The sequence below is a fragment of the Micromonospora sp. NBC_01412 genome (assembly GCF_045040215.1).
Classification (GTDB): Bacteria; Actinomycetota; Actinomycetes; order Mycobacteriales; family Micromonosporaceae; genus Micromonospora; species Micromonospora rubida.
The window spans coordinates 3,667,319-3,690,999 of sequence record NZ_CP109528.1 but is presented as its reverse complement, the minus strand read 5'-3'; the positions used below and the strand labels follow the sequence as shown (position 1 = coordinate 3,690,999).

24 protein-coding genes are annotated in these 23,681 nt (G+C 72.2%); 4 read left to right on the top strand and 20 right to left on the bottom strand.

Annotated elements, in window-relative coordinates; genetic code table 11:
- Positions 1-68: 68 nt before the first annotated feature.
- Positions 69-875, bottom strand: a complete 807-nt coding sequence (locus OG617_RS17055) for an ABC transporter ATP-binding protein (RefSeq protein WP_405102945.1) — start codon at positions 873-875, stop codon at positions 69-71.
- 143 nt (positions 876-1,018) lie between these two features.
- A complete protein-coding gene (locus OG617_RS17050; protein ID WP_405102943.1) occupies positions 1,019-1,171 on the bottom strand; it encodes a hypothetical protein in 153 nt (50 codons plus the stop codon).
- Positions 1,172-1,329: 158 nt separating this feature from the next.
- On the opposite strand from OG617_RS17050, the gene OG617_RS17045 reads away from it, so the two are divergent.
- Positions 1,330-2,703: an N-acetylmuramoyl-L-alanine amidase gene (locus OG617_RS17045; protein WP_405102941.1), complete on the top strand. Its 1,374-nt coding sequence runs from the start codon at positions 1,330-1,332 to the stop codon at positions 2,701-2,703.
- A 211-nt stretch (positions 2,704-2,914) separates the two neighbouring features.
- Here the strand turns inward: OG617_RS17045 and OG617_RS17040 are convergent, their stop codons facing one another.
- The 17 genes from OG617_RS17040 to OG617_RS16960 form a co-directional block, all read right to left on the bottom strand.
- Entirely contained in the window at positions 2,915-5,260 is a 2,346-nt protein-coding gene (locus tag OG617_RS17040) for a M48 family metalloprotease (protein ID WP_405102939.1), read from the bottom strand.
- Positions 5,261-5,559: 299 nt separating this feature from the next.
- Positions 5,560-6,516: an amidohydrolase family protein gene (locus OG617_RS17035; RefSeq protein WP_405102937.1), complete on the bottom strand. Its 957-nt coding sequence runs from the start codon at positions 6,514-6,516 to the stop codon at positions 5,560-5,562.
- Between the two features lie 39 nt (positions 6,517-6,555).
- Positions 6,556-7,326 (bottom strand): GntR family transcriptional regulator, encoded by a 771-nt coding sequence (locus tag OG617_RS17030; RefSeq protein ID WP_405102935.1) that lies wholly within the window; start codon positions 7,324-7,326, stop codon positions 6,556-6,558.
- A gap of 201 nt (positions 7,327-7,527) precedes the next feature.
- A complete protein-coding gene (locus OG617_RS17025; RefSeq protein WP_405102933.1) occupies positions 7,528-8,409 on the bottom strand; it encodes a fumarylacetoacetate hydrolase family protein in 882 nt (293 codons plus the stop codon).
- Entirely contained in the window at positions 8,409-8,819 is a 411-nt protein-coding gene (locus OG617_RS17020) for a RidA family protein (protein WP_396680306.1), read from the bottom strand. The genes OG617_RS17025 and OG617_RS17020 overlap by 1 nt, the downstream gene beginning before the upstream one ends.
- A 27-nt stretch (positions 8,820-8,846) precedes the next feature.
- Entirely contained in the window at positions 8,847-9,383 is a 537-nt protein-coding gene (locus OG617_RS17015; RefSeq protein WP_405102931.1) for a cupin domain-containing protein, read from the bottom strand.
- Entirely contained in the window at positions 9,380-9,751 is a 372-nt protein-coding gene (locus OG617_RS17010; protein ID WP_350883987.1) for a cupin, read from the bottom strand. Before OG617_RS17010 ends, OG617_RS17015 begins: the two co-directional genes overlap by 4 nt.
- Positions 9,752-9,780: 29 nt before the next feature.
- Positions 9,781-11,385, bottom strand: a complete 1,605-nt coding sequence (locus tag OG617_RS17005) for an FAD-dependent monooxygenase (RefSeq protein WP_405102928.1) — start codon at positions 11,383-11,385, stop codon at positions 9,781-9,783.
- A complete protein-coding gene (locus OG617_RS17000) occupies positions 11,382-12,116 on the bottom strand; it encodes an SDR family NAD(P)-dependent oxidoreductase (protein ID WP_405102926.1) in 735 nt (244 codons plus the stop codon). Before OG617_RS17000 ends, OG617_RS17005 begins: the two co-directional genes overlap by 4 nt.
- A 32-nt stretch (positions 12,117-12,148) precedes the next feature.
- Positions 12,149-13,228 carry an Ldh family oxidoreductase gene (locus OG617_RS16995; RefSeq protein ID WP_405102924.1) on the bottom strand — a complete coding sequence of 360 codons (1,080 nt, stop codon included), beginning with the start codon at positions 13,226-13,228 and terminating at the stop codon, positions 12,149-12,151.
- Positions 13,225-14,025 carry an ABC transporter permease gene (locus OG617_RS16990; RefSeq protein ID WP_405102922.1) on the bottom strand — a complete coding sequence of 267 codons (801 nt, stop codon included), beginning with the start codon at positions 14,023-14,025 and terminating at the stop codon, positions 13,225-13,227. Before OG617_RS16990 ends, OG617_RS16995 begins: the two co-directional genes overlap by 4 nt.
- Entirely contained in the window at positions 14,022-14,789 is a 768-nt protein-coding gene (locus OG617_RS16985; RefSeq protein ID WP_396680317.1) for an ABC transporter ATP-binding protein, read from the bottom strand. The genes OG617_RS16990 and OG617_RS16985 overlap by 4 nt, the downstream gene beginning before the upstream one ends.
- Before the next feature lie 60 nt (positions 14,790-14,849).
- The gene (locus OG617_RS16980) at positions 14,850-15,848 is read right to left on the bottom strand and encodes an ABC transporter substrate-binding protein (RefSeq protein WP_405102920.1); all 999 of its coding nucleotides are present in this window, start codon (positions 15,846-15,848) and stop codon (positions 14,850-14,852) included.
- Between the two features lie 50 nt (positions 15,849-15,898).
- Positions 15,899-16,795 (bottom strand): pentapeptide repeat-containing protein, encoded by an 897-nt coding sequence (locus OG617_RS16975; protein WP_405102918.1) that lies wholly within the window; start codon positions 16,793-16,795, stop codon positions 15,899-15,901.
- A gap of 38 nt (positions 16,796-16,833) precedes the next feature.
- Complete coding sequence (locus OG617_RS16970; RefSeq protein ID WP_405102916.1) at positions 16,834-17,697, bottom strand: riboflavin kinase; 864 nt, start codon at positions 17,695-17,697, stop codon at positions 16,834-16,836.
- A gap of 141 nt (positions 17,698-17,838) precedes the next feature.
- Positions 17,839-18,174: a YnfA family protein gene (locus tag OG617_RS16965; RefSeq protein ID WP_405102914.1), complete on the bottom strand. Its 336-nt coding sequence runs from the start codon at positions 18,172-18,174 to the stop codon at positions 17,839-17,841.
- Between the two features lie 61 nt (positions 18,175-18,235).
- A complete protein-coding gene (locus OG617_RS16960) occupies positions 18,236-19,759 on the bottom strand; it encodes a glycosyltransferase family 2 protein (RefSeq protein WP_405102912.1) in 1,524 nt (507 codons plus the stop codon).
- Positions 19,760-20,065: 306 nt separating this feature from the next.
- Here OG617_RS16960 and OG617_RS16955 point away from each other — a divergent pair, with 306 nt between their 5' ends.
- Both OG617_RS16955 and OG617_RS16950 read left to right on the top strand, forming a co-directional pair.
- Positions 20,066-20,965 (top strand): SDR family oxidoreductase, encoded by a 900-nt coding sequence (locus OG617_RS16955; protein ID WP_405102910.1) that lies wholly within the window; start codon positions 20,066-20,068, stop codon positions 20,963-20,965.
- Positions 20,966-21,023: 58 nt separating this feature from the next.
- The gene (locus OG617_RS16950; RefSeq protein WP_405102908.1) at positions 21,024-21,473 is read left to right on the top strand and encodes an ATP-binding protein; all 450 of its coding nucleotides are present in this window, start codon (positions 21,024-21,026) and stop codon (positions 21,471-21,473) included.
- A gap of 26 nt (positions 21,474-21,499) precedes the next feature.
- On the opposite strand, the gene OG617_RS16945 is transcribed toward OG617_RS16950, so the two are convergent.
- On the bottom strand, positions 21,500-21,856 hold the full coding sequence (locus OG617_RS16945) for an STAS domain-containing protein (RefSeq protein WP_405102906.1): 357 nt from the start codon (positions 21,854-21,856) through the stop codon (positions 21,500-21,502).
- Between the two features lie 446 nt (positions 21,857-22,302).
- Here OG617_RS16945 and OG617_RS16940 point away from each other — a divergent pair, with 446 nt between their 5' ends.
- Positions 22,303-23,580 (top strand): DUF2786 domain-containing protein, encoded by a 1,278-nt coding sequence (locus OG617_RS16940; protein ID WP_405102904.1) that lies wholly within the window; start codon positions 22,303-22,305, stop codon positions 23,578-23,580.
- Positions 23,581-23,681 lie beyond the last annotated feature (101 nt).

The following is a 23,681-nucleotide window of genomic DNA, read 5'->3' as shown; positions in this document are numbered from 1 at the left end:
GAGGTGGCGAGCAGGCCGCGCAGGGCCGGACCGCCGCCGTGGTGCGCCGACGACACTCTCCGCCGGGGTCACCGCGCCGTCGAGTCGGACGGCGCCACGCCGTCGGCGTCGGTCGAGCCGAGGTAGACCTGCCGCATCTGCGGGCTCGCCAAGCACTCCTGGGGATCGCCGTCGAAGGCGACCCGGCCCCGGTCGAGCAGCAGCACCCGGTCGACCAGTCGGGCGACCAGGTCCATGTTGTGGTCGACCAGGATCACCGCGTGGCCCCGCCGCTGGACTTTCCGGATCACCTTGGCGACAGCGGCCACGCCCTGCGCGTCGGAGCCGGCGAAGGGCTCGTCGAGCAGCAGCACCACCGGGTCCTGACCCAGTACCCGACCGAGCTCGACGAGTCGTTGCTCGCTCAGGGCCAGGTCGCCCGCCTCGCGGTCGAGGCCCTCGATGCCCAGTTCATGCGCCAACTGGCGGACGCCCTCGCGGTCGGCCGCCCGGTGCGGCCGTACCGCACCGGTGAACGCGCCGGCGATCTTCCGCCACGGCGTGCTGTCCCCTTGCGCGTGCCGACCGAGCAGCAGGTTGTCCAGGACGCTCAGGCGCGGCGCCAGCTGCGGGTGCTGGAAGGTGCGGCCGAGCCCGACCCGGGCTCGGCGGGAGGCCGGTCCGGTGAGCCGCTGCCCACTCAGCAGCAGCTCACCGGCGGTGGCCGCCTGCGCACCGGAGATCAGGTCCACCAGCGTCGTCTTGCCGGCGGCGTTCGGCCCGACCAGCCCGAGGATCTCCCCGGCTCGCAGCTCGAACGACACGTCCGCCAACGCGGTCACCCCGTCGTACCGCTTGGTCAGGCCGCGACCGACCAGCAGCTTCGTCTCGTCCACCGGTACGTCTCCTCCGTGGCAGCGCCAGCGCTTGCCGTCTCAACCTGTCGGCTATCCGATCACACCCTTCGGCGTGACCAGCATGATCACCAGCACCCCCAACGCGAGCAGCAGCGTGCCACTGGCCTGGATCGCCGGGAAGCTCAGGGTCGCAGATCGACGGCGCGCACCGCGTCGAACCGGCCGGACCGGCCCGTCAGGCCAACCATCACCAACCGGTGGCGGGGCCCGCCGGCCAGCACGACGCCGACGCCGGTCACCACGGCCCGGAGGATGACGGTCTTGAAGGTTTCCATCATGAAGAACGAGGCGGCCGGCAAATCTATACATCGATACTCGTTGTCATATATCGTGCGGCGACCAGGGTTCCGAGAGGCGGAGTGCTGGTTCTCCGGAAGGGGTGACGGTGAGTCCTCGATTTCCCGTAAGGCGATCGAATCGCCTGCTCGGAGCCGTGACGGTGCTGGCCCTCGGGTTCGGCGGCCCGGCCCTGCTGGCCGCCGGTCCGGCCGTCGCCGCCGGCTCCACCCACGCGACGACGCCCGCCGTTTCGGCGCACCCGCTCGGCAGCGCCTTCGACACCGCCGCCACCCGGTACGGCGTGCCACGCGACCTGCTGATCGCGCTCGGCTACGCCGAGACCCGGCTCGACGGCCACGCCGGTCTGCCGAGCGCCTCCGGTGGCTACGGTGTCATGCACCTGGCCAGCAACCGCCAGGTACGCACGCTGGACGAGGCGGTCACCCTCACCGGGCTGCACCGCCGGGCCCTCACCGATGACCCGGCTGCGAACATCGCCGGCGCCGCCGCCGTACTGCGCTCGTACGCCGACCGGGCCGGGCTCACCGCCGCCCAACGGGCCGACGTCAACCACTGGTACGGCCCGGTGGTCCGCTACGGCGGGGCGGCCGATCAGACCGTCGCCCGGCTCTACGCGGACACCGTCTTCGACCTGCTCACGGCCGGCTTCACCGCACCGCAGGACGGCTCGCTGACCGTTTCGGGGCGCTCGGTGGCGCCGCAGCGGGGCGACCTGGCCCGGGTGGCGGCCGCCGGGACCGGCGGCATCGGCACGATGAGCACCGACTACGGGCCGGCCGCCTGGGCGCCGGCCAGCACCAGCAACTACACCGTGGCGAGCCGGCCGAGCACCTACCCGATCAACTACATCGTCATCCACACCGCGCAGGGCTCCTACGCCGGTACGATCAGCTGGTTCCAGAACCCGGCGGCCCAGGTGAGCGCGCACTACACCTTCCGCTCCTCCGACGGGGCGGTCACCCAGTCGGTGCGCGAGAAGGACGTCGCCTGGCACGCCGGCAACTGGACCTACAACACCCAGTCCATCGGCATCGAGCACGAGGGATACGTCGACAACCCGAGCTGGTACACCGACTCGATGTACCGGGCGTCCGCGGCGCTCACCCGCACTCTGGCCAACCGGTACGGCGTCCCGAAGGACCGGGCGCACATCATCGGCCACAACCAGGTGCCGGGCGCCACCCACACCGATCCCGGGCCGAACTGGAACTGGACGTACTACATGCAGCTCGTGACCGGGGGCTCCAGCACCGTCGGCTCCGGAACGGTGAACACCGACGCCTCGAGCCTCAACATCCGGTCCGGCCCCGGCACCGGGTACGCCGTCGTCGGTTCGGTCGCCGACGGCGCCACCGTCGCGATCTACTGCCAGACCACCGGCACCACGGTCACCGGCCCCGCCGGCACCTCCAACATCTGGGACCGGATCGGCACCGGCCAGTACGTCGCCGACGTCTTCGTGCAGACCGGTCACGGCGGATTCATTCCGGGCGTGCCTCGCTGCTGAACGGTGAGCGGGGAACCGGGGAACGGCAGCCGGGCCGGGCACCGGCCGGGAGCCGCCGCCGAGGCGACCATCGCAGGGCCGGTCCGCCAGGGCCGGCCCTGCGCGTCCCGCGACGGTCACCGGTCCGCCGCCGTCGTCGTCGGCCGCCACAGCGTTGGGTCCGCAGGGTCTGTGCGAGTGGTCAGATCCGGGCCGGGAGACCTCTCGCTCCCTAGCCCAGCGCGTGTTCGAGCCAGACCTGGTAGGCAAGTGGGAGGACGCGCAGGCTCAGCCAGATGCTGAAGGCAACGAGCAGGACCAGGGGTGCTGCTGTCAGGGCTTGGCCGAGCCTCCCGAGGGGCGGGGGCGGGGCTGCGGTCGATGGGCGGCGGTGCCGATAGGCCTGGCCGAGCACCGCGGCCACGAGCCCGATGGGAATCGCGAGAACGACGCCCTGGACCAGAATCTCGTGGGCGACCCGCGAGAAGGACTGGGCGTACACCACGCCGAAACACCGCGTAGGCGCCGGCGAGAAGTCCCACACGTTGACGTGGCAGGCGACGGGGTCGGTCACGAAGAATATCGCCAGCGTGGACAGTGCCGCCGTCAGCGAGCCAGCCAGGATGGCGAGGGCCGGCCGGTGCGGTCCGCGTCGGGCGACGACAACCGCCATCACGACCGCGACGGTGACCGCGGCGATCGTGATGCCGGCGGCGTCGTAGATCGCGAAGAACGGGACCCCGTCCACTTCTGCGGGCTGCCGTACCCGGCTGGGGAGCGCCGCCTTGGTGGCGAACGGCAATGCGACGCCGATGGCGGTCACGCACGCCGCACCCACGATGCCGGCGGTGAACGCGCCCCGCAACGGGATCGGCTGGTGCCCCGGTGGTCTACGGACCCGGCTTCGGCGGGTCGCCAGTACCGGCACCAGCCAGCACAGCATCAGGGCGGGAAGCGTGAGCGGGTTGAACACCAGACGGTGCACGGGCCCGAGGGTCACGTCGGTCCATGTCGCGAGCCAGGCGTACCACCCGATGTCGGCGCCCACCGCGGGTGGTTGACTCCGGTGAACGGCGAAACCGGTCTCGACCAGGCTGGCCGGCAGCCAGACGGCGAAGAGGACGGCGCCGACGAAGGCGGCGACCACCACAACGGCTGGCATCGCCCACCGCGCGGGCTCGGGCACCATGAGTACGCCACGCGCCGTCGACGTGATCCAGCCGGCGAGCAGTACGCTGCCCGCCGTCAACAGCAGGGTCGAAACAACCCAGGTCACCGGGCTGACGAGGTTGCCGTCCATCCGAACAGTCGCCGCCGAGTGAAGAGACAGGAATGAACCACCCGCGAAACCGGCGACAAGAGCGACGGGACAGGCGAGCCAGGTCCGCGCCGATGGAGCCGTGACGGGATCGTTCGCGGTTGCCCGCCAGATCGCCACGGCGAGCAGACCAACGGCGACCGGGCTGGCGACGAAGCCGACCACTGCCAGGGCCAGCACGGCATCGTTCAACAGATTGATGCCCACCAGGAAGCCGAGATTGGAGCAGATCAGACCCGTGGCGATCCCGACACCGACGAGTTCCCATATCCCGGCGGTGAAGAGCAGCCCGGGATTGTTCACCGTGTCGAGTCGTCGGCGTGGATGCGGATGTGGGCCCCACCTGTTCCACCAGTGTCGCGGTGCCGGCAGCCGCTCCAGGGCGGCCCGCAGTGCGCCGACCTGCCCGCCATGGTGGGCGGCGGCGGTGACGTCCGCATGGGTTTCCCGGACCCGCAGGATCGCGTTGCGGGTCAGATACACCACCCCGGTCAGCACCAGCAGTGACCCGAGACGGTAGATGGTCGCTCCCGGATCGGCCACGAGGGCGATGTCGTGCCAATGCCAGCCGAACGGCGTTCGGAACAACTCTGGGTGCACGACCAGGACAAGGTATGGGAACAGGGCGACGACCGCGAACGCCCGCCAGATGCCGATCGTCAGATAGGTCTTGTCCACGTCCCGGTTTCGCAGGTGTGCCAGCTCGTGCAGCACCACCGCCCGAAAGGCCGGCCGGTTGGTGGCGTGCAGGACCAGCAGACCGGCGTCAAGCTGGACGTAGCGGTGCCACGGCAGACCGAACGCCTGCCCCCCGGCCGTCCGCGCGAAGGGGGCGAGGCGCCAATCCGGGGATCGGGACAGGCCCATCTCGTGGCTGAGCTGGTCCAGGTCTTCCCACAGCTTCGGCGAGGTGCCGGCCGACAACCGTTTCAACCTGCGTCGGCGCACGATCCACCACGGATGCAACAGGTGCGACGCGATCGCCAGGCCGAACAGCAGGCCGATGCCGCCGCCGACGAAGGCAAGCTGGTCGAGGAGCACGGGGCTCATGCACGTTCGCATCCGGCGATCGGCCGCGTCGGATCTCTGGGCGTCCTCAACGGTGACCAGGGGACCGTTGTTCCAGCCAGGCGCTGTCGATCGCTCCGCCTGGCACACGCCAATCGTCTCCGTCAAGCGTTGGAGCTTGTCGGGGATGTATGCGTAGACGCTCAGGAAGATGAAACCACTGGTGGCTACGACAACCGCGGCCAGCAGCACGAACCGGAGCGTGGACGCCGCCGGGGCGACAACCGGACGGACATGTTGTGGCGCAGCCGAGCCTGTTTCACCGTGAACCGGGGCAACGGACCCGGTCACGGCAGAAGTTCGTCCCGATCGGCGCTCATCAAGTTCCCTCCACTGACCTGGCGATCCTCGCGGGCGCAAGGACAAGCATAGTCAGAAGGGTCGATCCACAGCCTGTCGGAAGTTGGTCCGTTGCCCCCGGACACCCCGGCGTTCTGGTCACCGCCGCCCGCGCCACCACCACACGGGTCGGCCGGCGGTGCGCGAGACCGTCACGGACCAGCGGGCGCCCGTCCCAGGGCCCGCACCGCGTTGTCGGTGGCCACCTGCCGGGCGTAGTCCCCGCCCCGGTGGGTCACCGTGGCGGCCGGGTCGGCGGTGCCCATCGGGAACGGCCAGTCGCTGCCGAGCACCAGCCGGTCCGCGCCGAAGACCGACACCGCCAGGTCGACCACCGCCGGGTCGTGGGCCAGGTTGTCGACGTAGAGGGTGCGCACCGCCTCGGCCGGGGTGGGCGACAGCACCGGTACGCCCGGCCGGGTGGTGGTGTGCCCGCGCTCCCAGCGCCCGACCACCGCCGGCACGCAGCCGCCGCAGTGCACCAGCACGAACCGGATTCCCGGGTACCCGCCGAGCACCCCACCGAAGACGAGCTGGGCCACCGCCACCGTCGTCTCGACCGGGTTTCCCAGCAGGTTGGCCAGGTAGTAGGGCTCCAGCCGGGGATCCGCCGAGTGCGCGGGGTGCAGTTGCAGGGTGCGCCGGTCCGCGTCGAGGCGCTGCCACAGCGGGCGCAGCGCCGAGCCGTCCAACGGTCCGGCGTCTCCACCGGCGGCGCCGACCACCCCGGCCCAGCGGTCGTCGACGGCGATCCGGTCGTACTCGGCGAGCGCCACCTCGGGGTGTTCGAACGGCAGGTACGCCAGCGGGGTGAGCCGGGGCCGGTCGGCGACCACGGCCAGCAGGCCGTCGTTGACCGCGCGGACCCACGCCGTCGCCTCCGGCGCGGACAGCCGCTGGCGGTAGAAGGGCGGGGGCACGCTGACGATCGCCTCGTCCAGCCCGGCCCGGTCCAGGTGGTTCTCGAGCCGGTCCGGGTGGTACAGGTCGGTCGGGCCGACCCGCTTGCCGCCGAGCAGGGCCGCGCCGTCACCGTCGACCGCGACCCCGGGAAGGTCGGCGGGGCGCAGGTCGGGGGCGAGGTGGGCGTGCATGTCGATGCCGGACACTGGGCTTCCTTAACGGTTGGACCCGACCGGGGCCGGTGGTCATCTGCCGGTGCGCGCGCGCCCCGGTTCACGGGCCGCGGGCACCTCCGCGGCGTCGGTGTTCATCTTGCCGATCACCCGGTCGGCCGCATGCTGGATGTGGACCCGCACGGCGGCCACCGCCGCCGCCACGTCCCCCGCCACGCACGCGTCGAGGATGGCCCGGTGCTCCCGGACCCGCTCCTCGTTCTGCCCGATCGGGGTGACCGTGGCGAACCGGTACCGCTCGCTGTTCTCCCAGACCGGCTCCAGGCCGCGCAGCAGCCAGCGCGAACCGGCAGCCCGGTAGATGGTGAAGTGGAAATCGGTGTGCGCCCGGCGGGCAGCCGTGGCGTCGCCGCGCTCGGACGCGGCGACGTGCTCGTCGAGTGCCGCCTCGGCGCGCCGGGCGTCCGCGGCGGTGAACCGGGTCGCCGCCCGCTCGACCAGCGCCGTCTCCATGGCGATCCGGGCCTCGTGGGTGTCGACCGCGTCCTCGACGGTCAGCGGCATGACCCAGGCGCCCTTGTGCTGGACCACCTCGACCAGGCCGATCGCGGCCAACCGCCGGATCGACTCCCGGACCGGGCTCATGCTCATGCCGAGCAGGTCGGCCATCTCGTTGAGCCGCAGCGGGGTGCCGGCCGGCAGCCGACCGGTGAGGATCGCCTCGTGCAGGACTGCGGTCGCCGAGTCGGCGAGGGTGCGGTGCTGCCCGTCGGCTCCACCGGCACCGACCCGACCGTCATCGCTGGCGTCACTCAGGACGGTTCTACGATGCGTTGCTGCCACGGTGTGCCTCCGGGTAAAGCCGCTGGTGGATGCCGTCCGCGTCCCGTCGTCGTCGGGAACATGCGGGACATGATCCTGGTTCATGGGTGTTTCGGGGTGATCCCACAAACGCACCGGCGCGCTTTGGAAATGGTACCAATTTCGCTGCGGCGGAATGGTGCGGGGCGGTGCCACGTTGCGCCGCCCCGCACCCGCCGGGGGTCAGTGCAGCTTCGTGAGCCGCACTCGGTTGCGCAGCTCACCGAGCCCTTCCACCCGGGTCACCACCAGGTCGCCGTCGTTGAGGAACACCTGCGGATCGCGGGCGTTCCCGATGCCGCTCGGCGTTCCGGTGAGCACCACGTCGCCGGCCCGCAGGGTCATCCCCCAGCTCAGTTCGGCGATGATCCGGGCGAATGGGAAAGCCATCTGCGCGGTCGACGCGTCCTGGAGCACCACGCCGTTCACCTCGCACCGGATGCGCAGGTCCGCCGGGTCCGGCACCTCGTCGGCGGTGGTCAGCCAGGGGCCGAGCGGCATGGTGGCGTCGATGCTCTTGCCCTTGAGCCACTGACCGCCGTGCGCGCGTTGCAGGTCGCGCTGCGACACGTCGTTGGCGACGCAGAACGCCGCCACGTGAGACATCGCGTCCGCTTCGCTCACCGAGCGGCAGTCCGCGCCGATGACCAGCGCCACCTCCGCCTCGTAGTCCCACTTGGCGGAGATCCGCGGGTCGTAGGCGATGTCGTCGTACGGGCCGACGACCGTGTCCGGGCCCTTGGTGAAGAAGGTCGGGTGCTTGGGGGGTTCCGCGGGGTCCTGCCCCTCCCGCTTGCCGCGCGACTCCTCGAAGTGGTCCCAGTAGTTCCAGCCCGTGCAGAGGATGTCCCGGTTGAACCGGCGCAGCGGCGCGTCGAGCCGGACCTCGGTCAGCGGCACCGCCGCGACCTGCCGCGCGGCGGCGCGGACCGCGTCCAACGCGTCCGCGCCACCCCGGATCGCCTCGTCGAGCTCGCCCAGCTCGGCGGGGAGCACGGCGACGGTGTCGCCGTCCACCACCCCGATCCGCCGGCCGCCCTCGGTGAGCACGCTGGCGAGCCTCATCAGGCGTCCCGCTCGTCGTCGATCACGCCGATCGCGTTGATCTCGATGAGGTAGTCCTTGTTCACGAACTTGGAGACCTCCACCATCGTCGAGGCCGGCGGCTCACCGGTGAAGTACTGCCGGCGCACCTCGTGGATGGCGTTGAAGTCCTCCATGTTGCGGACGTAGACGTCCACCCGCACGATGTCCTCCAGCGACCCGCCGGCGGCCGTCATCGCGGCGCGCAGGTTCTGGCAGACCTGGTGCGTCTGGGCGGTGATGTCGCCGACGCCGGTCACCCCGCCGGAGCGGTTGCGGGCGGTCATGCCGGACACGAACACCATCCGGCCCCGCGCCCTGATCTGGGTGGCCTGGGCGAAGTGACCGTTCGGGACGGCCAGCTCGGGGGAAACGATCTGCTGCTTGGGCATGGTCATCTTCTCTTTCCGAGGGTGGAGCTAGCGGGCGTCCGCCGGATCGGTGTACCACTGCGGCTGGGTCGGGTAGTGCGGCCCGTCGTAGATCTCCAGCAGGACGCTCTCCTCTTCGGCGAGCGTGGGCCCGTGCAGGCTGCCCTTCGGGTTCCAGTAGAAGGAGCCCGGGGTGAGGGTCAGCCCGGTGGGCACGTAGGTGTACCGGCCGCCGAGGCAGAACATGAACTGGTTGGACGCGTGCGAGTGGCGCAGCGGGATGCCGGATCCCTTGCGGAACCGGACCAGCGAGATGGACGCCTCGGTGTCCTCGTCGCGCCACAGCGCCTTGTGCGACAGGCCGGCGAGCGTCTTGTCCGCCCAGTCCAGCTCGTCGGTCTGGAGCAGGATCTCGCGGAACCGGGCCAGCACCACGCCGCCCGGGGCGGGCACCAACTCCTCCCGCGACCGGTCGGCCGCCTCGCCGCCGTAGTTCGACGGCTCGGAGAGGTTGTTGGCCCACTCCTGCGGGTCGACGCCGGCCGGCACCGGCGGGGCCGGCACGAGCGGTGGCAGGTCGCTCACCGGTCGCCCTGACCGGCCACGAGGTTCTCCCCGAGGCACTTCAGCTCGACGAGCCGGCTGTGGTAGCGGGTCGTGCCGTGGTTGGTGAGCATGTGGACCTCCCCCGGCGCGCGGTAGACCACCCCGCCGACGGCCTCGTGCACCAGCCGTGGGTCGCCGCCGGCCAGCGCGTCGATCCGGTTGTCGGCGGCCGCCAACGCGATCACCAGGTACGGGTTGAGGTGGTGGTGCCAGGGCTGCTGCTCGCCGGGCTCCAGGCTGATCTCCCAGACCCGCACCTGGTCGTTCTCGAAAACCACCCGTTGGCCGACGGCGCCGAGCTCGACCTGGCTTCCGTCCGGGGCGGTCGCGTGACCGTAGTTACTCATTGTCATCCCTTTCGCAGACGAGGGTGTGGTCAGGCCGGGTCACGGGGCGGTGGGCATCCGGTGATCCGGGCGTAGAGCTGGGCAGCCGTGTCGACGCCGGTGGCCGGGTCGAACGGGACGATCGCCGCGACGTGCCCGTCCGGGCGGACCAGCACCAGGGTGTCGTCGGCCACCCCGAACCGGCGTCGCACCCGGTCGCCCGGGTCGAACAGCGCCCGGTCCCGCAGCCCGGAGTCGTGCGGCGCGTCCCACCGGCTCACCACGTGGTGCCGCAGCGCGGGCGAGTCCTGCGGCGGCAGCGCCGGCCCCCGGCGCGGGTCGGTGAAGTACAGCGCCACGAAGGCGTCGGCGACCAGGTCATGCAGGTGCACCGTGCCGGACTGGCCAAACAGCGGCAGGTCTGGGCTGCGCGCCCCGGCCAGCACCGGCAGCGGCTCGTCGCCGGCGGCGACCATCGACCAGTCGCCCGTGCCGTCCACGTCGAGGCGTACCCCGAGCATGGCCCGGGTGAACGCGTTGCCCCAGTTTCCGGCGGTCATCACCCCCGGGTCGTCCGCCCGGCGGGCCATGTAGGCCCGCGCCGCCGCGGCCATCGACGCGGAGCCCTTGGTGGCGACCGGCTCCTGCTCGACCTGGTAGCCGTCGAGCAGGCTCTCCTCGGCCCAGCCGCGCAGCACCCAGGCCATCCGCCAGGGCAGGTTGGAGGCGTCCAGGACCCCGGTGTTCAGGCCCAGCGCCCACATCGGCGTGATCAGGTGCGCGGCGTCGCCGAGCAGGAAGACCCGCCCGTCCTGCCACCGGTCGGCCACCCGCTGGTGGACGTTGTAGATGTTGGTGCCGACGATCTCCAGGGTCTTGGTGTCCCCGATGAACCGCCGCGCCTTGTCGACCAGTTCCTCCCGGCTCGGCTCGGCCTGCCCGGCCGGCAGCGGGTAGAGGAAGCGCCAGCAGTGCGGCTGGCGGACCAGGATCATCCACTCCGTCGGGTCACCGAAGTAGGCCAGGTACGGATAGTCGCGGGGGTTCTCCACGTCCAGGTCGACCTTCAGGTCGACCAGCATGTACCGCTCCTGGTACGTCTCGCCCTCGACCACCGCGCCGATCTGCTCCCGGACGACGGACCGGCCGCCGTCGCAGGCCAGCAGGTACCGCACCGGCACGGTCCGCTCCCCCTCGGCGGTACGCAGCCGCAGGTCCACCCGGTCCGGGTGCTGGACGAAGTCGAGCAGCCGGTGCCCCATGTGCAGCGCGCCGGGGGCGGTGGCGTCCAGCCGCTGCCGCAGGATCGGCTCCAGCTCGTGCTGCGGGATGTTGATGATGAACGGGAACCGGGTGTCCTCGGTCAGGTCGCCGGTCCGGACGCTGAGCGTCTGGGTGTTGGTGGCCCGGTCCAGCTCGCCGATCTCGTCGATGCGCAGCGACCCGGCCAGCACGTCGTCCAGGGCGCCGTACCGGTGCAGCACCTCCAGGGTGCGGGTGAGGACGGTGCCGGCCTTGGTGTCCAGCGACAGCCGCTCGTCCTCCTCGAAGACGACCACCGGTACGCCGTAGTGGGCCAGGCCCAACGCGGTGACCAGGCCGACCGGCCCGGCACCGACGATTCCCACCGGCAACTGCTCGGTCGTGTCGCTCATGTCGCCTCGCTCCTCGGGTACGCCCGGTCACGGGTAAGGGTGGATCCAGTCATCGTCGCGGCTGGCGAGAGCAGGAACATCAGCGGGCCGACCACATCGACCGGCGTGCCGATGCCGGTGGCCCGCTGCCAGTGCTCCCGTTCCCCGCCGGTCGGGTTGGCCTGCTGGAACTGCGGGGTGTCCACCACGCCGGGGAAGACAGTGTTCACCCGGATCCGGTGCTCGGCCACCTCGGCGGCGAGCGACTTGGCGAAGGCGATCAACGCCCCCTTGCTCGCCGCGTACGCCGACGCCTGTGCCCGGCCCGCGGTGGCCAGGCCCGAGGCGAAGACCAGGATCGCGCCCGAGCGGCGGGCGATCATGTCCGGCAGGACCGCCTGCGCGCACCAGACGACCCCGTCGAGGTTCACCGCCATCGTGCGGCGCCACTGCTCGGGGTCCATGTCGACCACGTCGCAGCGGGGCTGCACCGCCGCGCCGGCCACCAGGGCGTCGATCCGGCCGTGCTCGGCGAGCACCCGGGCCACGGCGGAGTGCACCGCGTCCCGGTCGGACACGTCCACCCGGTACTCGTGCACCCGCCCGCCGGGGTGCGGCTGACCGGGTGCCACGTCGAACACCACGGCCGTGCCGCCCGCGTCGGCGTACGCGTGGGCGAGTGCGGCGCCGATCCCGTTGGCGCCGCCGGTGACCACGAGCACCTCGCCGGTGGCGTCGAAACTGGCCTGCATGACTTCCTCCTCCTTCCTCGGACCGGACCGGCTCAGCCGGCGCTGCCCGGCGCGGTGAGCGGCACGCCCAGCCCGGCGGCGACCTCCACCAGCCCGGCGAAGACCGACGGCTGGAGCGCGACGCCCTCGCGCAGCGCCCGGTCGTACCGGCCGGCTTCGATGTCGCCGGGCAGGTGGACCTGCTCCGCGCCGGGTGCCAGCGCGGAGCCGAGCACCTGGCCGGCCAGGTCGTCCACCCGGCGGGCCATCTCCTCCGCGTCCTCGGCGAACGCCTCGGCGTCCAGGGCGAGGAAGAAGTGCGCGCAGTCGTTGGGCACCGACACGTCGGCGTAGAGGCCCTGGACCCCCCGGCCGTACGCCCCGCCGGACAGCACCCCGGTGAGCACGTCGACCATGAGGGCCAGGCCGTATCCCTTGTGGGCACCGGACGGCAGCAGCAGCCCCTTGAGCGCGGCGGCCGGATCGGTGGTGGGCCGCCCCTGCGCGTCGGTCGCCCAGCTCGCGGGGATCTCGCGGCCCGCACCGGCGGCCAGCCGGATCTTGCCGAGCGCGGCCTCGGACAGCGCCACGTCGAGGATCACCGGCTTGCCGCCCGCGCGGGGTACGCCCACCGCGAGCGGATTGTTGCCGACCACCGCCGAGGCGCCGCCCGGGGCGGGCATCAGCGGGCGGGTGTTGGCCGCCGCGATGCCGATACAGCCGTTGCGGGCGGCGAGGTCCACATAGCGGAACGCCCCACCGAAGTGGAACGCCCGGCGGACGGTGACCACGCCGACGCCGTACGTCTGGGCCTTCGCCACCGCCAGCCGCATCGCCTGGTCGCCGGTGAGCTGCCCCAGCGCGTGGCCGGCGTCGAGCACCGCGATGGCGCCCTTGTCCCGAACCACCTCGGCCCGCTCGGCCCGGCTGACCGAGCCGGCCCTGATCCGGTCGACGTACATCGGCAGCAGCATCACCCCGTGCGAGCCGATTCCCCGCAGGTCGGCGTCCACCAGGGAGCTGGCGACCAGTTCGGCCGCGTGCGCGGAGAAGCCGAGCGCACCGAAGACCGAGGCGACGGCGTCGGTGAGCCACCGGACCGGGACCGTCGGCGGGACGTCGGGCGCGCTCATGACCGGTCCGCCCATGGCACGAAGAACCGCTCGACCGCGGCGAGCAGGTAGAACAGCACGACGCTCAGCACCCCGAGCAGGATCATCGCGGCGAAGGCCAACGCGGTGTCGGCGCTCGCGCCGGAGGCGACGATCGCGTAGCCCAGCCCTTCGGTGGCGCCGACGAACTCGGCGATCACGGCGCCGATGACGGCGAGGGTGATGGCGAGCTTGAGACCGACGAAGAGCTGCGGTATGGCGGCCGGCATCCGGATCATGCGGAACGTCTGCCACCAGTTGGTCTTCAACGACCGGCCCAGCTCCACCAGGTCGGCCGGGGTGGAGCTGAGACCGGCGGCGGTGGAGATGACGATCGGGAAGAAGCAGACCAGGAAGACCAGGAAGACCTTGGGGAACTGACCGAAGCCCATCCACACCACCAGCAGCGGCGCGACGGCCACCTTCGGTACGGCGTTGAGCATCAGCAGCAGCGGGTAGACGGTCCGCTCCAGCATCCGCGAGGCGGTGACGATCAGCGCCAGCGGCACCCCGACCGCGATGGCCAGCAGGAAGCCCAGCAGCGTCTCGGCGAGAGTGACCAGGGTGTTGTCCCACAGGTAGTCGGCCTGCTCGACCATGGCCTGCCCCACCTGCACCGGGGACGGCAGGATGAAGCTCTCCACCTCGAAGACGACCGTGATCGCCCACCACAGGGCGACGGCGGCCACGACGCCGAGCACGGGCGGAAGGTGCTGGAGCCAGCGGGCGTCCGCGCGTGGCTTGTCGGGGCGGGTACGGCGGGGCTCGGTGACCGTCACCGTGCCACCTCCTCGGGGGTCATGAGCAGGTCGTGCAGGCGGGCGCGCAGTTCGCCGAGTTCGGCGGAGTGGCCGTCGTGTCCCAGCGAACGGGGACGGGTGATGTCGATGTCCACGATCTGCCGCAGCCGGCCCGGTCGCGGGCTGAGCACGACGACCCGGTCGGCGAGCAGCACGGCCTCGTCGACCGAGTGCGTCACGAACAGCACCGTCGAGGCGTGTTTCATCTGGAGGCGCTGGAGTTCCACCGTGAGGTCGGCGCGGGTGAGCGCGTCGAGCGCGGAGAACGGCTCGTCCATCAGCAGCACCCGGGGCTGCTGGATGAGGGCCCGACACAGCGAGACCCGCTGCTGCATGCCACCGGAGAGCTCGTGCGGCAGGCGCTTCTCGAAGCCGTTCAGCCCGACCAGTTCGAGCAGCTCGTGCGCGCGGGTCCGGGCGTCCCGCCGGTCCAGTTTGAACACCTGGGTCGGCAGCAGCACGTTGTCGATGACCGACCGCCACGGCAGCAGTGCCGGGCGCTGGAACATGAAGCCGACGTCCCGCCGGGGCCCGCTGATCGGGGTGCCGGCGACGGTTATCTCGCCGGAGGTGGCCGACTGGAGGCCCGCCACCAGCCGCAGCAGGGTGGACTTGCCGCAGCCGGACCGCCCGACGATCGCCACGAACTCGCCGTCGGCGACCTCCAGCGACACATCGCGCAGGGCCTCCACGTCACCGGCCCGGGTGCGGTAGATCTGCGAAACGTTACGAATTCCGATCATGGTTTCGCCCCTCGCGGTGCGCGCGGCAACGGGCCGCGCGCACCGCCGTCGAAGAGGAAGTTACGGCTTTGCGATGTCGTAGACGCCGAGGTCGTCGGCGCTCGGCGTCGACTTGAGGGTCCCGGTGCCGGCGAGCAGCTTGATCATCGCTTCCACTCGCGTCCGGTCGAGCTTTCCGGCCGACCCGCCGTCGACCAGGACGTACGGCCGCATCTCGGTGAGCTCGGCGGCGGCGACCTTCTCGTCGGCCGTCCGGTCGTGCTTCTTGAGCAGCTGGGCGGCTTCCTCGGGGTGTTCCACCGCGTAGACCAGGCCCTTGACCAGCGCCGCCGTGAACTTCTCGACCTCGGCGCGGTCGCTGTCCAGCTTCGTGGCGGAGACCAGCAGACCGTTGCCGTACAGGTCGGGCAGCTTGTCCGCGTACGGCAGCATTGTCACGGTCTTGCCGCCGGCTGCCTTCTCCAGCAACGGCTTGCCCGCGGCGAACTGGCCGATCGCGTCCACCGAGCCGGCGGCGAGCAGCTGCGGCAGCGACTGCGGCGAGGACGGGACGAACTTCACCGACTTCGGGTCGATGCCGGCCGCCTTGGCGTACGCCGGGAAGATGATCATGTTGGTGGAGCCGGAGCTGTCCGCGATGCTGGAGCCGGGCAGCTTCTCCGGCGAGTCGATCGCCTTGTCCAGCGAGGCGATGCCGGCCATCGACTTCTGGTGGATGGCGGCCACCGCGCGCACCGGCATCTTCTCGTTGGCCATCGTGGTGATGACCCCGGAAAGGTCGCCGGTGCCGTAGTCGGCCTGCCCCGACCCGATCAGCTTCATGACGTCGACAGTGCCGGTGCCGGGCTTGATGGTGACGTTGAGCCCGGCCTCCTTGAAGTAGCCCTTCTCCAGGGCGACGTAGGCGTACGAGTCCCGACCGAACGTCCCGAAGGAGGTCAGGTAGGTGACGGAGGCGGCATCGGGGGAATCGGTCTCCTCCGAGCCACCACAGCCGGAGACGGTGAGTGCGAGCGCCGCCGCGGCGACAGCCGCGACGAGACGGTTACGACCTGACATGTGACCTCCTGCGTCGACAGGATTTATCAAATGTCAAACTTCGCGGCCCGTCAAGCCCTCGTTTCGATAACGCCGCCGCCCACCGGCCTCGCACCGGTCCAGGTGGGGAACTGGGTATGCCCGGCAGATGGGCCCCGTGGTCCGGGCCGGCGACCCGCCCCGATCAACGCCTGCGGGCCGACACCGGCCCGGCCCACGCGCCCGGCCGAGGCGCGCCGCGCGTGGGACGCCGGACCCCTGCCCCGGCCGGGCTCACTCCCCGTCGGCGTCCTCGATGCGGATCCCAACGCGCCCGCCAGGGTGTACGACAGGGCGGCGAGGTCCTGCTGCGCGACGATCGCCCCGGCCATGCTCGTCACCCCGCCGATCCCGGCCAGGACGCAGTTGGCGAACCGGGTGCCCGTCACCGTCGCCTGGGAGAACTGCGCCCCGGTCAGATCGCAGTCGGTGAACCGGGCCCCGCGCAGGTCGGCGTTCTGGAAGTCCGCCCGGGTCAGGTTGCACCCCTCGAACGCCACGCTGGAGAAGTCCGTGAACCGCCACGACGACAGGTCCAGCCGGCAGTCCGAGATCGTCACGTCCCGCACCGCGCCGTTGATCCACTGCACGCCGGTCATCCGCGCCGTCGACAGCCGCACCCGCAGCATCGACGACTTCTCCGCCCGCAGGTTCGCCAGGTTCGTGCTCTCGAACAGGCAGTCGGCGAACCTCGCCCCCTCCAGCCGGGCACCGCTCAGGTCCGTGCCCCTGAACCGGCACTGCGCGAACTCGGCCCCGTCCGCCGATCGCCCCGACAGGTCGAGATCGAAGAACCCCAACCGACTGAACGTGGCCTCGTCCTCGACGGCGGCGCTCTCCGCGGTCGCCAGCTCCAGTGACGGCGGTGGCTTCGGCTTCACCGGCGCCCGCCACCGGCCGGAATCACGACGCGACGATCGCACAACCATCCCCGCAGGCTAGCCGAGTGCCGAGGCCGAATCCCGCACTAGCGGTTCATATCACGCAACACCAATCGAACATTCTCGACGTCCCGTTGCATGGCGGCGATCAACTCCTCGATCGAATCGAAGCGCTCGGGAACGCGTACCCGCTCGACGAAGTCGGTGGTCACCGTCTGGCCGTAGAGGTTGGCGGAAACGTCGAGCACGTGTGGTTCCACGGTGCGCCGGCGGCCCGCGAAAGTGGGGTTCCGGCTGATCGATATCGCGGCGGGATAGCGGACACCCCCGGCCATGCCCCCGTCGGACCAACTCCTGTCCACCACCGTGAACCAACCCGCGTAGATACCGTCGCCGGGCACCACCGAATGCTCGCCGAGGGCGAGGTTCGCCGTGGGAAAGCCGAGGCCGTTCCCCCGGCCCTCGCCGTGTACGACCACCCCCGCCACCCGGTGCGGGCAGCCCACCGCCTCCGTCGCCGCGGCCACGTCACCCGCCAGCAGTCGTTCCCTGACGTACGCCGCGGACAGCCGGTCCGGCTGTCGCCGCCCGGACGGGTCGACGGCGTGCACGGCCACCCCGGTACGCCGGCCCACCGCAGCCGGATCGCCCCCGCCGCCGCCGGCGACGGCCGCCGGGTCGAGCACCAACGCCACCGCCGGCAACTTCGCCACGAGGCCGGCGACCGTCGACTCGTCCCAGCCGCCTCGCGCCGACGGGACGGCGAGCGGCTGCACACACATCGCGTCGACGCCGAGGCCCGCGAGCAGTCGCCCGGCGTCCTCGACGGCGGCGGCCTCGGCCGGCGAGGGCACCAGGAGCAGCAGCACGCAGGCCACCCCGAGGCGACGGGCCTCCGCGACGCCGCTCCACACCAGCCGGTCGCCTCCGAGCTGCGATCCGTCGCACACGGCAAGGACGCACGGGCCCACATCGGAAGGTACGTCTGAGACGCCTCGCCAGATACGCACCGCGCCACCCTACCGGCCTGACGGGGCGGCCCCGCCGAGCTCGGCGAGCGGCGGGGGCACGCCCGGCAGCGGTCGAGCCGGTCAGGCGTCGCGCGGGGCGTACATGATGACGGCGACGCCGAGCAGGCAGATGGCCGCGCCGGCCAGGTCCCACCGGTCGGGGCGGAACCCGTCGACGAACATGCCCCAGGCGAGCGAGCCGGCCACGAACACCCCACCGTAGGCGGCCAGGATGCGGCCGAAGTTCGGGTCGGGTTGGAAGGTGGCCACGAAGCCGTAGGCACCGAGGGCGATCACGCCGGCGGCGACCCACCACAGGCCGCGGTGTTCGCGCCAGCCCTGCCACACCAGCCACGCGCCGCCGATCTCGGCGAGCGCGGCGAGGGCGAACAACAGCAGCGAACGGAGGACGGTCACCTGCCGGACCGTACCCCAGCCGCCCCCGCCCGCCCCGCACCGTGACCCCCGGTGGGGCAGGTCAGCGACCCAGCAGGCGCTTCACGGCCCGGCGGAGGCGGGCGCGCAGGCCCGGCCTGGCCGGGGTCACCAGGACCGGGGCCGAGCCGTCGGCCGCGCAGCGGAAGGTCAGCGGCAGGCGGACGTCCTCGGTCCATCCGTTCTCGGTGAGCCGCGCCTGCAGGGTCCAGGTGCCCTCGGTCCGGCCGGCGTTGAGAGTGGCGAAGTCGAGCCGGGCGGTGGCGTGGTGCACGAGGTGCACCCGCCCCGGCCCGGCCGACGGGACCGGCTCCTCCTCGGCGCGCTGGTCGACCGGCAGGAAGAACTCCTCCCCGCCGTCCTTGCGCCGCGCGACGACGTCGAGCCGGGCCTTGGACCGTCGGTCCGTGACGTCGAGCAGGTCGGGGTCGACGCCGTCGACGGGCAGCGCGAGCCGGTGCCGCCCGTCGGAGACGACGAGGGTGACCGGCTGGTCGCCGGACTCCAGGTGGGCGGTGACGGTCAGGGTGACGGCGGACCCGGCCGGCAGGTGCTCGTCGACCCGGGCGCGGACCCGGACCCCCGTCTCCCACTCGGCGAGCCGTCGCAGCTCGTCCAGCCGGTCCCGCGCGGTGAGGGACGCGATCGCCCGTTGCAGCGGCGGCAGCCCGGCTGCGACGCCCGGCGCGAAGCGCTCCCGGATCACCTTCCCGCACTCCAGCGCCACCTGGGCCGCCCAGTCCTGCGGGGCCTCCAGCAGCCGTTTCCCGCGCAACCGGCTGATCATCTCGTTACGCAGCCAGCGCCGGTGCAGCTTGTCGCGCAGCGGGCCCGGCTCGGTGTGCGCGTCGACGATGTCCAGCGCCTCGCGGAGGTTGGCGTAGTAGCCGGCCGGGTCGAACCTGCCGGCGGTCACGTTGCCCGCGTCCTCCCGCCGGAGGTGGTGGTAGCAGACGTAGTCGGCCAGCACACAGGTGCGCCGGGACAGGAACAGCGCCCTGGTCACCATGGCGTGGTCCTCCAGCCGGCGAGGACCCTCCGGAAACCGGATCTCGTGTTCGTCGAGGAAGGACCGGCGGAACAGCTTGTGCGCGGTCAGGCTGTCGATCAGCGGCGAGTTGTCCAGGGTCGCGTCGGCGCGGTCCCTGCGGAACAACTCGCGGGGCACCGACCGGCCGTGCCCGGCCATCTTGCCGACCACGATGTCGGCGTCGTGCTCGGCGGCGCGGGCGTGCAGACGCTCCAGCGCCTCATCGCCGAACCAGTCGTCGTCGTCGGCGAAGAAGACGTACTCCCCCCGGGCGTGGGCGACGCCGATGTTGCGCGGCCGGGACGGCCAGCCGGAGTTCTCGGTGTGCAGCACGCGGATGTGCGGGTGGACGGCGGCCAGCTCGTCCAGCCGGGCGGGCGTCGTGTCGGTGGAACCGTCGTCGACGAACACCGCCTCGAACTCGCCGGGCGGCAGCGACTGGCGCAGCAGCGAGGCGACCAGCTTCTCCAGGTAGGGCCCGGAGTTGAACGCCGGCACCACGACGCTGACTTTAGGAACAATCGCATTGACGTTCATCGAATTCCTCCCCGTGGGGTCCGCGAGCCGCTGATCGGACGCGAACACCATCATGGACCGTCGGGCGCGCCGCGTGTTGTCGCATTCGTGTCCTGGCCTTTTATACGGATCAAATCTCCCGTTCTCAGCCCGGGGAGGTTGGCCCACGTCCGGGACGGAAACAACGACGGACCGCCGGACCGGGCCGACTGCTGCCGACGGGCTGACTGGCTGACGACAATTGCCGCGATGCGATCTGGTTGGGCGGGCCTGGTAGGGGAATCACCCCACTCGTACCACGCAGCAGCGACGAGGAGGAATGGGACTGTGAGCCACGACCAACACGACCGGCAGGACCCCCAGGAGCAGTTCCGCACCCCGGGCGAGCAGATCGGCGGACGGCAGTCCGCCCCCGGGAAGACCTGGCAGATGCCCGACGCCCCCGACCACGGCGAGGAGAGTTACCGGGGCACCGGCCGGCTGACCGGCAGGCGGGCCGTCGTCACCGGCGGCGACTCCGGCATCGGCCGGGCCGTCACCCTCGCCTTCGCCCGCGAGGGCGCGGACGTGCTGATCACCTACCTGCCGGAGGAGAAGGCCGACGCCGAGGAATCGGCCCGACTGGTACGCGACGCCGGTCGCACGGCGGTGACCGTGGCGGGCGACATCCGCGAGGAGGCGCACTGCCAGGAGATCATCCGGCGGGCCGTCGACGAGCTCGGCGGCCTGGACATCCTGGTGAACAACGCCGCCCACCAGATGTCGCAGGCCGGCGGGATCACCGACATCAGCACCGAGCAGTTCGACCGGGTGCTCAAGACCAACCTGTACGCGATGTTCTGGCTCTGCAAGGCGGCGGTGCCGCACCTGGCACCCGGCGCGACGATCATCAACACCGCTTCGATCCAGGCGTACCAGCCCTCCCCCGACCTGTTGGACTACGCCACCACGAAGGCCGGCATCGTCAATTTCACCAAAGGGCTGGCGCAGAACCTGGCGGACCGGGGGATCCGGGTCAACTGTGTGGCGCCCGGCCCGGTCTGGACCCCGCTGATCCCGGCGACCATGCCCCGGGAAAAGGTCGATTCGTTCGGTGCGGACGTGCCGCTGGGCCGGGCCGGCCAGCCGGCCGAGCTGGCACCGGCGTACGTCTTCTTCGCCTCCCAGGAGTCCAGCTACGTCACCGGCGAGGTGCTCGGGGTGACCGGCGGCAAGCTGCTGGCATGACCGGCAGCCGACCGCCGGAGGTCGTGTGAGCGGCGGCCGCCACGGGTAAACCAGGATCATGGGATTGCTGCATACGTCGCCGCCACCGCCCCGCGCAACAGAAGTACGCCGCTGGGCCCTGTCCACCGGAGCGGAGCTACGCGGCCTCCGCGCGTCCCTGCACGAGGCGTTCACCGGGCATGCCCTCGCCGAGAAAGAGGAGCTCGACGGCATCCCCGAACGGGTCGTGCTGGTCGCCACGGAGCTGGCCACCAACGCCCTGCTGCACGGGCTGCCGCCGACCACGGTCCGGCTGCTGCGCGACGAGGACGTGTTCATCCTCGACGTCACCGACCACGACCTGACCACCGTGCCCGAGCTGGCCGACACCTGTCCGCTGGGCGCCGGCGGTCGCGGCCTCCAGCTCGCCCGGGCCTTCTCCCTGGAGGTCGGCTGGTACGCCACGGAGGACACGAAGCACATCTGGGCGTCCTTCCCCCGCGGGGAGGCTCAGGACGACGGGCGGTGAGCCGACCGGGGGGCGGCGGGTGGCCGTCAGCAGGCCGGGGACGCGCTGCCCAGACCCAGCGTGGCCAGCACGCCGGTGATCTCCAGGACCCGGCGCACCGCGGGCCGGACGTCGGTGACGGTGAGCCGGCAGCCCTGCTCGGCGGCGCGGGCATGGGCGCGCAGCAGGACCAGGATGCCGGACGAGTCCAGGAACCGGACCCCGGCGAAGTCGACCTCCAGCGCACTCAGCGGCGGGCCGCCCAGGGCGTCGGCCAGGGCCGCCGCCAGCTCACCGGAGGTCGCCAGGTCGATCTCGCCGATCACGACGAGCAGCCCCCGGCCCTCGGTGACCGCGAGCGGGGTGATCGACAGGTGACTGGGCGTCGACCATGGAACGGGCATCGGCGTGGCGGGGCTCAACGAACCACTCCCCCTGATCGGTGACCGGCAGCGGTCCCTCGTGGCAGAAGGCGGGTGCCGGCTCGTTCGCACCAGGGTAGCCGGCACCCGGAGCGATCGCCCCTGGGGCCGCGTGCCAGCCGGCCGGCATGGGCCGCCGTACCGGCCGGAAGGGCGGTGAACAGGGCCTTCGGCTCCACCCCACCGTCTTCCCCGGAACCGGGGGTGACCCCGGGCGGCAGGCGGCGCGATGACACGCGGCGGCCGTGTGCTCGGCGGTGGCATGGGTGTCCTGGAAGCCGGCCGACCCGGGGGGTCCGTGCCCGACGTGGCGGCGCTCACGCCCGGCCCGACCCGGCCCGGCGGTACGGTTTCCGGAGCGGACCGGCACGCGGCCCGCCCCCGAGCCGCCGGCCGAACACCGGGGACCCGAACTAACGGAGGACACCGTGCCGGACGCCGACGAGCTGGTCGCCGACGCCCTCGCGGCGGCGCGCGGCACCGACGTACGCGCGGCGGAGCGGCAGCTCGACCGGCTGGTGGTCGGCGCGGGTGTCGCGGACGGCCCGGCGGCGGTGGACGCCGCCCTGGCGGCCCGCCTGGTGCGTGGCGTGGGCCGGCTCTGGCCCCGGGGCTGGCAGCCGGCGGACCTGGTCCGGATCGCGGCCCGCCGGCTCGGCCCGCCGGCCGGACGGCTGGTGGTCGACCTGGCCGCCGTCGAGCGCCGGGACCTGCCCGGTCCGGTCCCCGGCTGGTGGGACGACCAGCTCGCCGGCCTCGACGCGGTCGTGTGGTGGGACGACGACCGTCGGTACCTGACGTCCTGGGCGGCCCGAGAAGGCACCGACCGGATCGCCGCCCTGCGCGACGCGGTGGACGTGCTGGCGCTGGTCGAGGGGCTGCCCCCGATCGCGGTGCTCCGCCCGCCGCCCGGGACGGCCGCCGCTGCGGCGGCCGTCCCGGCCGGTGGCAGCGGGTCGCGGATGCTCGACCGGGTGCGGGCCCTGCTGGCCAAGGCCGAGTCGACCACCTTCCCGGCGGAGGCGGAGGCGCTGACCGGCAAGGCGCAGGAGCTGATGACCCGGCACAGCCTCGACGTCGCCCTGGTCGCCGCGACCGCCGAGCGGGCCGACGTGCCCGGCGGCGTCCGGCTCGGCACGGAGCCGCCGTACCCGGGGGCGAAGGCGCTGCTGGTGCAGGAGGTGGCGGCGGCGAACCGGTGCGAGTCCGTCTGGTCCGACGACCTGGAATTCGCCACCGTGCTCGGCTTCCCGGCCGACCTGGCCGCCGCCGAGCTGATCTACACGTCGCTGCTGGTGCAGGCCACCGCCGCGATGCTGCGTGGCCGGACCGAGCGCCGGTCCACGGGCGGCAGCCGGCGGACGAAGGCGTACGACGAGTCGTTCCTCAACGCGTTCGCGCTGCGGATCGGCGAACGGCTGCGCTCCGCCACCGACGAGGCGAGCCGGGAGGCGGCCCGGGAACAGGGGGCGGAGCGGCTGCTGCCGGTGCTCGCGTCCCGCACAGAGGCGGTGCGGGAGCGGCTGGACGACCTCTTCCCGGGGGTCACCAGCAAACGGCTCACGGTCGCCGACGAGGAGGGCTGGTCCTCCGGCACCTCGGCCGCCGACCGGGCGTCACTGGACCCGGCCGGCCGCCCGTCCCGGCCACTGCCCGCCGGCCACCGGCCCGCCCGCCCCGGGCCCGCCCGCCGCGCCGACCGCTGATCCGCGCACCGATCGGACCCGCCGGTCCGGCCGCCGGTGGCCCGTGCAGGCCGCCGTCCAGGCGTACCTGCTGGGGCCTCAGGTGTGGACCTTCGGTGCCG